Raw genomic sequence first — 11,536 nt, forward strand, 5'->3', positions numbered from 1 at the left:
CGGAGGAGCACTGCCATGACGATGTCGCACTTCCTGGCCAGCCGGGCCCTGTGGCTGTCCTGCGCATGCCTTGGCTGCGCGCTGCTGGCGGCGCTGTGGCAGGCACGGCAGGCGCTCGGCGAAGAGCGCAGCGGCGCTGCCGCCACGGCGCAGGCGATGGCGCGGCTGTCGGCGCTGCAGGCCGCGGGGCCGGCGGAGCGCGCGGCGCACCTGGCCGCGCTGCGCGCCATCAACCAGTCGGCGCAGATGCGCCACCTGCGGCTGCATGTGGAGGACGCCGCGGGCGGCGTGCTGGTGGGGGCCACGCCGCATGGCGACCCGGCGCATGCGGAAAGCCAATGGGACATCCGCGCGCGCGACGGCACCGTCTACCGGGCCGCGCTGCGCTGGAACCCGGACAGCGAACTGCGCGAAGCGCGTGGCGACGTGGCGGGCAACCTGGCTATGCTGGCCGCGTACAGCGTGCTGTTGCTGTGCTGCCTGTGCTGGGCCGCCCGCCGCGCCTTCGCGCCGCTGCAGCAGATCCTGGACGCCATCGGCCACTATGAACGCAAGGATTACAGCGTGCGGCTGCCCGCCATGCGCATCCATGAACTGGAGCTGGTGCGCCGCGCGCTGAACCACCTGGCGGGCGCGCTGGCGCAGCACCAGGCCGAACGCCGCGCACTGAGCCGCAAGCTGCTCGACGCGCAGGAATGCGAGCGCGCCCGGCTGGCGCGCGAGCTGCACGACGAGTTCGGCCAGGTGCTGACGGCCATGCGCGCGGACGCCGCCTATCTTGTCCGCAAGAGCGCGCATGCGCCGATGCTGCAGATCGTGGCCAACGACCTGGCCGGGCATTGCGCCAGGATCCAGGACGAAGTCCGCCACCTGCTGCACCGCCTGCGTCCGCATGGCGCGCAGCCCGACGGGCGCGTCGCCTGCCTGGCGCGGCTGCTGCAGGACCTGGTGCGCTGCTGGCGCGACCAGCCCGGCCAGTCGGTGCGGCTCGATTGCGAGGTCGACCTCGGCGGCGCCGCGCTGGGGCCGGACCTGACGCTGACGCTGTACCGGATGACGCAGGAGGCGCTGACCAATGTCATGCGCCACGCCGGCGCGGGCCAGGTGGCGGTCCGCATCGCCGCCACCGGCAACGCCGTCCACTGGTGCGTGCAGGACGACGGCAGGGGCATCGACGATATCGGCGCGGCGCTGCAGCGCAGCCACGGCCTGCGCGGCATGCAGGAGCGCGCCTGGGCGCATTGCGCCACGCTGCACGTGGGGCCGGCGCCAGGCATGCGCGGCTGCCGCTTGCGCGCAAGCTTTCCGGTGCCGGTGCCGGTGCCGGCGCAGGATGCCACGCAACTAGCCAACGTACCGGCAGGGAGCCAGCCAGCATGAACACGATCGATGTGGTGATTGCCGACGACCATGCCGTGGTGCGCACGGGCTACCGGCGCCTGCTCGAGCTGGACGACGGCATGCGCGTGGTGGCGGAGTTCGGCGATGGCGATGCCGCCTACGCCTGGCTCTCGCAGCACCGGGCCGATGTGCTGATCCTGGACTTGTCGATGCCGGGCCGTGGCGGCCTGGAGATGCTGCAGCGGCTGGGCGCACGCGTGCCGTCGCTGCGCACGCTGGTGTTCAGCATGCATGACAGCGCCGCCATCGTGCTGCAGGCCATGCGCGCCGGCGCGGCCGGCTACCTGACCAAGAACAGTGCGCCGGAGGCGCTGGTGGATGCGGTGCGCCGGGTGGCAGGCGGGGAGCAGGTGTTGTCCGCCGACGTCGCGGGGCTGGTGGACATGGGCCAGCCGCCGCCGCACCTGGCGCTGTCGCCGCGCGAGTTCGACCTCTTCCGCCAGTTCGCGCGGGGCACGGCGCTTGAGGACGTGGCCGCGTGCTTCTGCCTGAGCACCAAGACCGTGGCCAACTACCAGACCCTGATCCGCAAGAAAATGGGGTTGGCCAACCGCGTCGAGATGCATCGCTACGCAGTGGAGCATGGCTTTGGCTGACATGACCGCTACCCAGGCGCCGCTGGCGCTGCGCTGCGAGGCCGTGCGCAAGGCGTTCGGCGCCCGCGTGGCGCTGGACGGGGTTTCGCTCACCGTGCGGCGCGGCGAGTTCGTGGCGCTGCTCGGGCCCAACGGGGCGGGCAAGACCACGCTGTTCCAGATCCTCAGCGGCCTGTTCGTTGCCGATGCCGGGCGCGTGACGGTGCTGGACAGCGATATGCACGAGCACGACATGCGGCGCGATCCGGTGCGCGCGCTGGCGCGCCTCGGCATCGTGTTCCAGCAGCCGGCCATCGACCTGGACCTGCCGGTGCTGGCCAACCTGCGCTTCCATGCGGATTTGCACGGGCTGACGCGCCGCGTGGCCACGCAGCGCATCGCCCGGCTGCTCGACGCCTTTGGGCTGGCCCCGCGGGCGCATGCCCCGGTGCGCGAGCTGTCCGGCGGCAACCGGCGCAAGGTGGAGCTGGCGCGCGCGCTGCTGCACGAACCGGCGCTGCTGCTGCTGGATGAGCCCACCGTCGGGCTCGATCCGGCTTCGCGGGCGCAGCTGGTCAGCGATGCCAGACGGCTGACCGCGCAGGCGCAGGCCGGTGTGCTGTGGGCCACGCACCTGGTGCAGGAGGTGGAGCACGCCGACCGCGTGATCGTGCTGGACCGCGGCACCGTGCGCTTCGACGGCACGCCGGCGGCGCTGCGCGGCGCCGCCGGGCGCGACGACCTTGAAAACGCTTTCCTGGCTATGACGCGGGCACCGGCCGCTTCTGCCGCCACTTCCGCCAACAACACCGAAAGGAGCGTACCAGCATGAACGAGATGCCATCGCCGAGGTGGCTTGCCATCACGCTGCTGCTGGTGACGGCATTGCTGGTGGCCGCCGGACTGGCCGAAGCGGCGCGCGTGGCCAGTGGCCAGGTGTTCGTGTCGAGCGAGAAGGATGATGCAATTGCCGCCTTCGATGCGCGCAGCCGGCAACTGCTTGCCGTGTGGCGCCAGTGCAAGCGGCCGCGCCACCTGCAGCTCTCGCCCGATCGCGCGCGCCTGTATGTGGCCTGCAGCGATGACCACCGCGTCGACGTGGTCGACGTGGCCAGCCGCAAGACGCTGGCTTCGCTGCCGGTAGGGGACGACCCGGAGTTGTTCGACCTGAGCCATGACGGCCGCATGCTCTATGTCTCGAACGAAGAGGATGGCCTGCTGTCGGCCTACGACACCGCTTCGGGCAAGCGCGTATTCGCCGTCAAGGTTGGCGAGGAGCCGGAGGGCGTCAAGGTCAGCGCGGATGGCAAGCGGGTATACGTGACCTCGGAGGTGGCCAACCTGGTCCATGTGATCGACGTGGCCAAGCACAAGGTGGTCGGCAATATCCAGGTCGGCAACCGGCCACGCCGGCTGCTGCTGTTGCGCGACGGCAAGGAACTGTGGGTCTCGAACGAGCTGTCCGCCAGCGTCAGCGTGATCCGCACCGATACGCTGGAGGTGGCCCATACCATCCACTTCACGCCGCGGGGCTTCCGCGCCGGGGATGTGACCCCGGTGGGGATGGCGGCCAGCAGTGATGGCACGCGTGCCTATGTCGGGCTTGGGCGTGCCAACCACGTCGCGGCGGTGGACGTGGCGTCGCGCCGGGTGCTGGACTATGTGCTGGTCGGCCGGCGCGCATGGGGGCTGGCGCTGAGCCGCGACAACGCCAGGCTCTATGTCGCCAACGGCCTGTCGGACGACGTCAGCGTGGTGGATACCGCCAGCAGCAAGGCGACGGCAACCCTCAAGGCGGGCCGGGTGCCGCACTCGGTGGCGATCGATGACTGAACGCGTGCGCTGCTGCCGCTCGCTCGTTGCCGCGCTAGGCCTGTTCGCGGGTGCGGCCGGGGTGGCCGACTCCGCCGAGGTGCGCATGGCGGTGGTGTCGCTGGCCGGCGACCCGCGCCATGAGGCCCGCCGCCTTGCGCAGCGCTATCCCGGGCAGCCGCAGGGCCGCGCACTCGATGGCGCGCAGGTGGCGGCAGCGGAGGCCCGCTTCGCGCTGGAGGCAGCGGGCCAGTCGCTCAGGCTCGATGCCCAGGAAGCGCGCAGCGAAGCGGAAGTCGGGCCGATGGTTGCGGCGCTGGCGCGGCAGGGCACGCGCTTTATCCTGCTCGACCTGCCATCCGCGGCAGTGAGGCAGGCGACGGCCGCCATCAAGCCGGGCGAGGCCCTGCTGTTCAACGTCTCGGCCGATGACGACGACTTGCGCGGCGCCGCCTGTTCGCCGGTGCTGCTGCACACGCTGCCCAGCCTGCGCATGCGCGCCGACACCCTGATGCAATACCTCGCGCTGCGCACGTGGCGCCGCGCGCTGCTGCTGAGCGGGCCGTCGGCGGGCGACGCGGCGCAGCGCGATGCGCTGGTCAAGTCCGCGCGGCGCTTCGGCATTGCGTGGTCGGTGCAACGGACGTTCAGGCTGTCCAACGACCCGCGCGAGCGCGACCTGGCCAACGTGAACCTGCTGACCAATGGCACCGACCATGACGTGGTGGTGGTGGCAGATGCCGACGGCGAGTTCGCCCGCGGCGTGCCCTATGCCACGCAGCTGCCGCGCCCAGTGGTGGGCGCCAGCGGCCTGGGCGCGCAGGCCTGGCACTGGGCCTGGGACCGCAATGGCGGGCCGCAGCTCAACCGGCGCTTCACGCGTGCGGCGGGGCGCCCGATGACGGGCCACGACTGGGCCGCCTGGGTGGCGGTCAAGGCGATAGCGGAAAGCGTCGCAAGGCAGCCCAGGGCCGGCTTTGCCGCGCAGGCACAAGCCCTGGTCACCGGCAAGGTGGTGGTGGACGGCTTCAAGGGCCCGCCGCTGTCGTTCCGTCCCTGGGACCGCCAGTTGCGCCAGCCCGTCATGCTGGCTCACCCGGATGGCGTCGTTGCCGTGGCGCCGGTGGAAGGCGTGCTGCATCCGAAGAACAACCTCGACACCCTGGGCGCGGACGAAGCCGACACCGCGTGCCGCGCCCCGTCCTCGTAAGGCGCAACCCATGGCCACCGTGCTGATCCATCGCTGGCGCGCGCTGCGCGCCGTCTGCGGGCGCGAACTGCGCAAGTACCTGCGCCAGCCCGGGCGTCTGCTGTCGTCGCTGGTGCGGCCGCTGCTGTGGCTGCTGGTGTTCGCGGCCGGCTTCCAGAATGCGCTCGGCGTCGCGATCGCGCCGCCGTATGAGACCTACATCGAATACAAGGTGTACGTCGCGCCCGGCCTGCTCGGCATGATCGCGCTGTTCAACGGCATGCAGTCGTCGCTGGCGATGGTGTACGACCGCGAGATGGGCGTAATGCGCCTGCTGCTGACCGCGCCGCTGCCGCGTGGCTGGCTGCTCGGCTGCAAGCTGGCCGCGAGCACGGTGCTGTCGCTGCTGCAAATGGCCGCGTTCCTGCTGGTGGCGATAAGCTTCGGCATCCGGTTCGAGCCGTTGCACCTGCTGCCCGCTTGCGGCGCCATGGCGCTGGCGGCGCTGATGCTGGCTGCGCTGGGACTGCTGCTGTCGGTGCATGTGCGCCAGCTGGAGAACTTTGCCGGCACCATGAACTTCGTGATCTTTCCGATGTTCTTTGTCAGCTCGGCGCTGTATCCGCTGTGGAAGCTGCAGGAGTCAGGTGCCGAGATCGTCTATCAACTCGCGCGCTTCAACCCCTTCACGCATGCGGTCGAGGCCATACGCTTCGCGCTGTATGGGCAGGTGGCCCCCGTGAGCCTGGCCGTGGTGGCAGGCTGTGCTGCAGTGTTCTTTGCGCTGGCGCTGCGCGGCTACGACCCGCAGCGCGGCATGGCCCGCCAGGGGCAGGCGTGAACTGGGCTGCGGCCGCCACGCATGGCTGTTCAGATCTGGAGCAGATGCAACGCAGTGTTGCGTGCTGACACGGCCGCCGGCACGCAATGCGGCCGCTTTCGGCGTGCTAGCGCGGCAATCCGATTGGCATGGGAATTGCCGTAAGTGCGGGTCCGGTGCCTGGTGGGTGCCTGGTATCGGCGCACTGGCGCATCGGTGGGAAACCAAAACAAGAGAGGAGAAGGCAATGAGGACGTTACGAGCAGTGATGGCGATCGCGGCAGTCGCGACTGCCGCGGCCAGCCTAGCGGCGCAGGCGGCAGTGACCGACGCCATGATCGAGAACGACGCAAAGAGCCCCGGCGACGTGCTGTCGTGGGGCATGGGCCCGCAAGGGCAACGCTATTCTGCGCTGACGCGCATCAATACGAAAAATGTCGGCAACCTCGTGCCGGCGTGGTCGTTCTCGTTCGGCGGCGAGAAGCAGCGCGGCCAGGAAGCGCAGCCGCTCATACACGACGGCAAGATGTTCGTGACGGCATCGTATTCGCGCATCTACGCGCTCGACCTGAAGACCGGGGCCAAGCTGTGGAAGTACGAGCACCGCCTGCCCGAAGGCATCATGCCGTGCTGCGACGTGGTTAACCGCGGCGCGGCGCTCTACGACAACCTGGTCATCTTCGGCACGCTGGATGCACAGCTGGTGGCGCTGGACCAGAAGACCGGCAAGGTGGTGTGGAAGGAGAAGCTGGAGGACTATGCCGCCGGCTACTCGTACACGGCTGCGCCGCTGATTGTCAAAGGCATGGTGCTGACCGGCATCTCGGGCGGCGAATTCGGCGTGGTCGGCCGCGTCGATGCGCGCGATGCCAAAACGGGGCAACTGGCGTGGTCGCGCCCGGTGGTGGAAGGCCACATGGGCTACAAGTACGACAAGGACGGCAACAAGACCGAGATCGGCGTGACCGGCGCCGAGAACGCCAGCTGGCCAGGCGAGACCTGGAAGACCGGCGGCGCTGCCACCTGGCTGGGCGGCACCTATGATCCGGCCACCGGGCTGGTGTACTTCGGCACGGGCAACCCGGGGCCGTGGAACAGCCATATCCGCAAGGGCGACAATCTCTACTCCGCGTCGACGGTGGCGATCGATCCGGCCACCGGCAAGATCGTCTGGCACTACCAGAACACCCCGAACGATGGCTGGGACTTCGACGGGGTCAATGAGTTCGTGACCTTCGACCTCGATGGCAAGCGCATGGGCGGCAAGGCCGACCGCAATGGCTTCTTCTACGTCAACGACGCGCGCAACGGCAAGCTGGTCAACGCCTTTCCCTTCGTCAGGAAGATCACCTGGGCCAGCGGCATCGACCTGAAGACCGGGCGGCCCAACTTTATCAGCGAAGGCCGGCCCGGCGACCCGGCCGCCGGCACCGACCCGAAGAAGGGCAAGTCCGTGTTCGCCGCGCCCGGCTTCCTGGGCGGCAAGAACCAGCAGCCGATGGCCTACAGCCCGCAGACCGGCCTGTTCTATGTGCCGGCCAACGAGTGGGGCATGGATATCTGGAACGAGCCGGTCAGCTACAAGAAGGGCGCAGCTTTCCTGGGCGCGGGTTTCACCATCCAGCCGCTGAACGAGGACTACATCGGCTCGCTGCGCGCGATCAATCCCAAGACCGGCAAGATCGTCTGGGAGGCTAAGAACGGTGCGCCGCTGTGGGGCGGTGCGATGACCACTGCCGGGGGACTGGTGTTCTGGGGCACGCCGGAGGGCTATCTGAAGGCAGCCGACGCCCGGACCGGCAAGGAACTGTGGAAGTTCCAGACCGGCAGTGGCGTGGTGGCGCCGCCGGTCACCTGGGAAGACAACGGCGAGCAGTACGTGGCCGTGGTGTCGGGCTGGGGCGGCGCGGTGCCGCTATGGGGCGGGGAAGTCGCCAAGCGGGTGAATTTCCTGGAGCAGGGCGGATCGGTGTGGGTGTTCAAACTGCACAAGAGCTGAACACGGGCCGGTCGATGGACATGCACGCTGGCATCGCGATGCCGGCGTGCGCGCATAACGAAACTGTGAGACCAAAGGTATGAAGAAGGAATGGATGGCGCTGGCGGCTGCGGTGCTGCTGCCTTGCGCGGCGCAGGCGGGCACGGCGGCCGATATGCAGGCACTGGCTGACAAGAACGGCTGCTTCGCCTGCCACGGCATGCAGTCGAAACTGGTGGGGCCGGGCTTCGCCGAGGTGGCGGCCAAGTACAAGGGGGATAGCCAGGCAGTCGGGCGGCTGGCCAGGAAGATCCGTGAAGGTGGCAAGGGGGCGTGGGGGCCGGTGCCGATGCCCGCGCATGGGAATCTTGGCGAGGCGGATGCGAAGAAGCTCGCGGAGTGGGTGCTGGATGTAGGGTAGGAACGCGGTAGAAGCGCGTGAGAAGCGCGTAAGAAGCGCGTAAGAAGCGCAGCCCGGCTGGCGCGAGCCAGCCGGGCTTTGCTACTTGCCCGCAGCGCTCAGGCGCAGGGAGTTGCCATCGCTGCGAAACACCATCGGCTGGACTTCGCCGCGCGCCTGCAGGGCCGCAAGCCGGCCCCGCAGCACGACCTCGCCGACCTTGCCGTGCTCTGCGGAGCGCTCGCAGACCGGATCGGTCGCAGCGGGGTCGCCGGTCAGCAGGAAGGCCTGGCAGTGGCAGCCGCCGTAGTCCTCCTCCCGGTGGTCGCAGGACCGACACGGTTCCTGCATCCATGCCGTGCCGCGAAAACGGCGGAACGCCTCGCTGTCGCGCCAGATCTCGCGCAATCCCTGCGTCGTCACATTCGGCAGCGCCAGCCCCGGCAGCATGCGCGCCGCGTGGCACGGCAGGGCAGTCCCGTCGGGCGCCACGCCCAGGAAGGTCGTGCCCCAGCCATTCATGCACTTCTTGGGCCGGGCCTCGAAGTAGTCGGGCACCACGAACAGGATCTGGCACCGCTTGCCGATGCGCGCCCGGTACTCCCTGACCACGGCCTCGGCCTCCAGCAACTGCTCGCGCGTGGGCAGCAGCGCAAGGCGGTTCTCCCACGCCCAGCCGTAGTACTGGGTATTGGCCAGCTCAAGGTATTCCGCCCCCATCTGCAGCGCCATCTCGATGATGGTGCCGACATGCGGCAGGTTGTGCCGGTGCAGCACGCAGTTCATCACCATCGGGTAGCCCTGCGCCTTGATCATCCGGGCTACGCGCTGCTTCAGGTCGAAAGTGCGGGTGCTGGAGAGGAAGTCGTTGAGCTCGCGCGTGGAATCCTGGAAGGACAGCTGGATATGGTCCAGCCCCGCCTCGCGCAACGCCGCGAGCCTGGCGTCGGTCAGGCCCACGCCAGAGGTGATGAGGTTGGTATAGAAGCCCAGGCCGTGCGCATGCCGCACCAGTTGTTCCAGGTCCTTGCGCAGCAGCGGCTCGCCGCCGGACAGGCCGAGTTGCACTGCACCCAGTGCGCGGGCCTGGCTGAATACGTCGCACCACTGCGCGGTGTCGAGCTCGGCCGTGTGCCGGGCATAGTCCACGGGGTTCGAGCAAAAGGCGCAGTGCAGCGGGCAGCGGTAGGTCAGCTCGGCCAGCAGCCACAGCGGCGGGCCGGGCTGGCCGGGCGGGGGGGCAGCGATGGCGTCAGACCAGCCAGCCGCGTTCGGTCGCATGTTTGACAAAGGCATGTACCTCCGGGGCGATGCCCTGCACGCCGAATGCGGCCTGCAGGTCGTCGATCAGCATGTCGAGCGTATGGCCGCCGTCGCAGCGCTGCAGGATCGCGGCGGCGCTGTCGTTGAGGGTGACCATGCCTTCCGGGTAGAGCAGCACCCAGTTCTGCTGGGCCTCTTCCCATTGCAGGCGGAAGGTCCGGTGCAGCAGCGGGCGGGCGAGGTCTGGCGCGTTGGCTGTCATGGCTGTCATGGCTGGGCGTGCTGGATGGCGTCGAGCATCGACCAGAGGACGTCGAGCTTGAACTGCAGGATGTCGAGCGCGCGCTGCTGTTGCTCCGGGGTACGGAAGTAATCCAGCGTCACGCGCAGTCCATGGTCGACGTCGCGCTGCGCCAGCGGGATGCGCGAACGGAAGTAGTCCAGCCCGGCGGCCTCGATCCATGGGTAGTGGGTGGGCCAGCCGGCCAGGCGCTCCTTGTGGATCTCCGGCGCGAACATCTCAGTCAGCGACGAGCACACGGATTCCTGCCACGGCGCGCGGCGCCCGAAATCGACATAGGCATCGACGGCAAAGCGCACGCCCGGCACCACGTGCCGATGGTCCAGCAGCGCCTCGCGCTCCAGCCCTACGGCCTGGCCCAGCCGCAGCCAGGCTTCGATGCCGCCGGGCACGACGTCGGTGCCGTCGTGGTCGAGGATGCGCACGACCCACTGGCGGCGCGTGTCGCGGTCGGGGCAGTTGGACAGGATCGCGGCATCCTTCAGCGGGATATTCGCCTGGTAGTAAAAGCGGTTTGCCACCCACGCGCGGATCTGCGCTGGCGAACACTCCCCGGCGGCCATGCGCCGGTTGAACGGATGGTGGATGTGGTAGCCGCTTTCCTTGGCACGCAGGCGGGCCTCGAACTCCGCCGGGCTCCATGCAATGGGATGTGTCATAGCGCGATTTCCATGCCGTCGCAGGCCAGCTCGATGCCGTGCCGCGCCAGTTCGGCGCGTTCGGGAGAGTCTTCCACCAGCACGGGGTTGGTATTGTTGATGTGGATGAGAATCTTGCGTGTGGCCGGCAGCCGGTCGAGGATTTCGATCATGCCGCCGCGGCCAGACAGCGGCAGGTGGCCCATGTCGGCGGCGGCCTTGGCGGAGAAGCCCAGGGCCTGCATCTCGTCCTCGCGCCAGAAGGTGCCGTCGACCAGCACGACGTCGGCGTCGCGCAGTTCCGCGAAGACGAGGTCGTCGACGCTGCCGAGGCCGGGCGCATAGAAAGCGCGGCGCCCGCTGCGGCTGTCTTCAATACGCAGGCCGATGTTGTCACCGGCGCGCGGGGCGTTGCGGCTGGGGGAATAGGGCGGGGCCTTGCTTTGCAGCGGCACGGCCGTGAGCCGGATGCCTTCCAGCGGCGGCACGGTGAACGGCGTGCCGTCGCAAGGCAGGGCGTGCGTCTGCAAGCCGCAGTAGTGCGACAGCATGCGGGTCAGCGGAAAGGCCGCCCCCAGGTCATCGAGGACCGCCGCGGTTGCATAGAGCGGCAGGGCCCGGCGGTGCTCGCGCAGCATCAGCAGGCCGGTGACGTGGTCGATCTGCGCGTCCATCAGCAGCACCGCCGCGATGGCGCTGTCGCGCGGCGCGCGCGCCGGCTGCAGTGCGGGCGTCTGGCGCAGCTGTTGCAGGATGTCGGGCGAGGCGTTGACCAGGATCGAATCCGGTCCGTCGCCGGACAGCGCGATCGACGACTGCGTGCGCGGCGTGGCCCGCACGGTGCCGCGGCGCACGCCGTCGCAGTTGTGGCAATTGCAGTTCCACTGCGGAAAGCCGCCGCCGGCGGCCGACCCCAGTACCCGGATGGTTGTCATGGCGCGAGCGCTTTGTCGTGGGGCATGGCGTCACGGAGCAGGCGCGCGGTCCGGCAATGCGGGCGTTGCGCCTGTCCGGGCGCGGTCAGCGGTTGGCGATATACATCGTGATCTCGAAGCCCAGCCGCAGCTCGGTGTAGGCAGGGGTGGTCCAGGTCATGTCTCTCTCCTTGGGTGGCATGGTTAGTGAATATCGTTGTGGCGCGGCAGGCTGGGCTGCCGCA

General features: G+C 69.1%; 13 protein-coding genes. 8 read left to right on the plus strand and 5 right to left on the minus strand.

Going from position 1 to position 11,536, the window contains the following annotated elements:
• The first annotated feature begins 15 nt into the window (after window positions 1-15).
• The 8 genes from LPA45_RS07345 to LPA45_RS07380 all read left to right on the plus strand — a co-directional run bounded on the left by LPA45_RS07345 (window position 16) and on the right by LPA45_RS07380 (window position 8,196).
• Window positions 16-1,380: a sensor histidine kinase gene (locus tag LPA45_RS07345; protein ID WP_116323266.1), complete on the plus strand. Its 1,365-nt coding sequence runs from the start codon at window positions 16-18 to the stop codon at window positions 1,378-1,380.
• The gene (locus LPA45_RS07350; protein WP_116323265.1) at window positions 1,377-1,997 is read left to right on the plus strand and encodes a response regulator transcription factor; all 621 of its coding nucleotides are present in this window, start codon (window positions 1,377-1,379) and stop codon (window positions 1,995-1,997) included. The genes LPA45_RS07345 and LPA45_RS07350 overlap by 4 nt, the downstream gene beginning before the upstream one ends.
• Complete coding sequence (locus LPA45_RS07355) at window positions 1,984-2,808, plus strand: ATP-binding cassette domain-containing protein (RefSeq protein WP_233528423.1); 825 nt, start codon at window positions 1,984-1,986, stop codon at window positions 2,806-2,808. Before LPA45_RS07350 ends, LPA45_RS07355 begins: the two co-directional genes overlap by 14 nt.
• Window positions 2,805-3,809, plus strand: a complete 1,005-nt coding sequence (locus tag LPA45_RS07360; RefSeq protein WP_116323263.1) for a PQQ-dependent catabolism-associated beta-propeller protein — start codon at window positions 2,805-2,807, stop codon at window positions 3,807-3,809. The genes LPA45_RS07355 and LPA45_RS07360 overlap by 4 nt, the downstream gene beginning before the upstream one ends.
• Complete coding sequence (locus LPA45_RS07365) at window positions 3,802-4,998, plus strand: ABC transporter substrate-binding protein (RefSeq protein ID WP_116323262.1); 1,197 nt, start codon at window positions 3,802-3,804, stop codon at window positions 4,996-4,998. The genes LPA45_RS07360 and LPA45_RS07365 overlap by 8 nt, the downstream gene beginning before the upstream one ends.
• Window positions 4,999-5,008: 10 nt before the next feature.
• Window positions 5,009-5,818: an ABC transporter permease gene (locus LPA45_RS07370; RefSeq protein WP_116323261.1), complete on the plus strand. Its 810-nt coding sequence runs from the start codon at window positions 5,009-5,011 to the stop codon at window positions 5,816-5,818.
• Between the two features lie 226 nt (window positions 5,819-6,044).
• Window positions 6,045-7,796: a PQQ-dependent methanol/ethanol family dehydrogenase gene (locus LPA45_RS07375; protein ID WP_116323260.1), complete on the plus strand. Its 1,752-nt coding sequence runs from the start codon at window positions 6,045-6,047 to the stop codon at window positions 7,794-7,796.
• A 79-nt stretch (window positions 7,797-7,875) separates the two neighbouring features.
• Window positions 7,876-8,196: a c-type cytochrome gene (locus LPA45_RS07380; RefSeq protein WP_317921479.1), complete on the plus strand. Its 321-nt coding sequence runs from the start codon at window positions 7,876-7,878 to the stop codon at window positions 8,194-8,196.
• 81 nt (window positions 8,197-8,277) lie between these two features.
• Here LPA45_RS07380 and pqqE read toward each other — a convergent pair whose 3' ends face one another.
• The 5 genes from pqqE to pqqA form a co-directional block, all read right to left on the minus strand.
• Window positions 8,278-9,456, minus strand: coding sequence for a pyrroloquinoline quinone biosynthesis protein PqqE (pqqE, locus tag LPA45_RS07385; RefSeq protein ID WP_317921492.1), 1,179 nt, complete (start codon window positions 9,454-9,456; stop codon window positions 8,278-8,280).
• Window positions 9,428-9,700, minus strand: a complete 273-nt coding sequence (gene pqqD, locus LPA45_RS07390; protein ID WP_317921494.1) for a pyrroloquinoline quinone biosynthesis peptide chaperone PqqD — start codon at window positions 9,698-9,700, stop codon at window positions 9,428-9,430. The genes pqqE and pqqD overlap by 29 nt, the downstream gene beginning before the upstream one ends.
• A 5-nt stretch (window positions 9,701-9,705) precedes the next feature.
• Entirely contained in the window at window positions 9,706-10,398 is a 693-nt protein-coding gene (gene pqqC / locus LPA45_RS07395; protein WP_317921481.1) for a pyrroloquinoline-quinone synthase PqqC, read from the minus strand.
• Entirely contained in the window at window positions 10,395-11,312 is a 918-nt protein-coding gene (gene pqqB / locus LPA45_RS07400) for a pyrroloquinoline quinone biosynthesis protein PqqB (RefSeq protein WP_116323255.1), read from the minus strand. The genes pqqC and pqqB overlap by 4 nt, the downstream gene beginning before the upstream one ends.
• A gap of 85 nt (window positions 11,313-11,397) precedes the next feature.
• Entirely contained in the window at window positions 11,398-11,472 is a 75-nt protein-coding gene (pqqA, locus tag LPA45_RS07405; protein ID WP_012355514.1) for a pyrroloquinoline quinone precursor peptide PqqA, read from the minus strand.
• Window positions 11,473-11,536 lie beyond the last annotated feature (64 nt).

The organism is Cupriavidus sp. Agwp_2 (genome assembly GCF_040784895.1).
Classification (GTDB): Bacteria; Pseudomonadota; Gammaproteobacteria; order Burkholderiales; family Burkholderiaceae; genus Cupriavidus.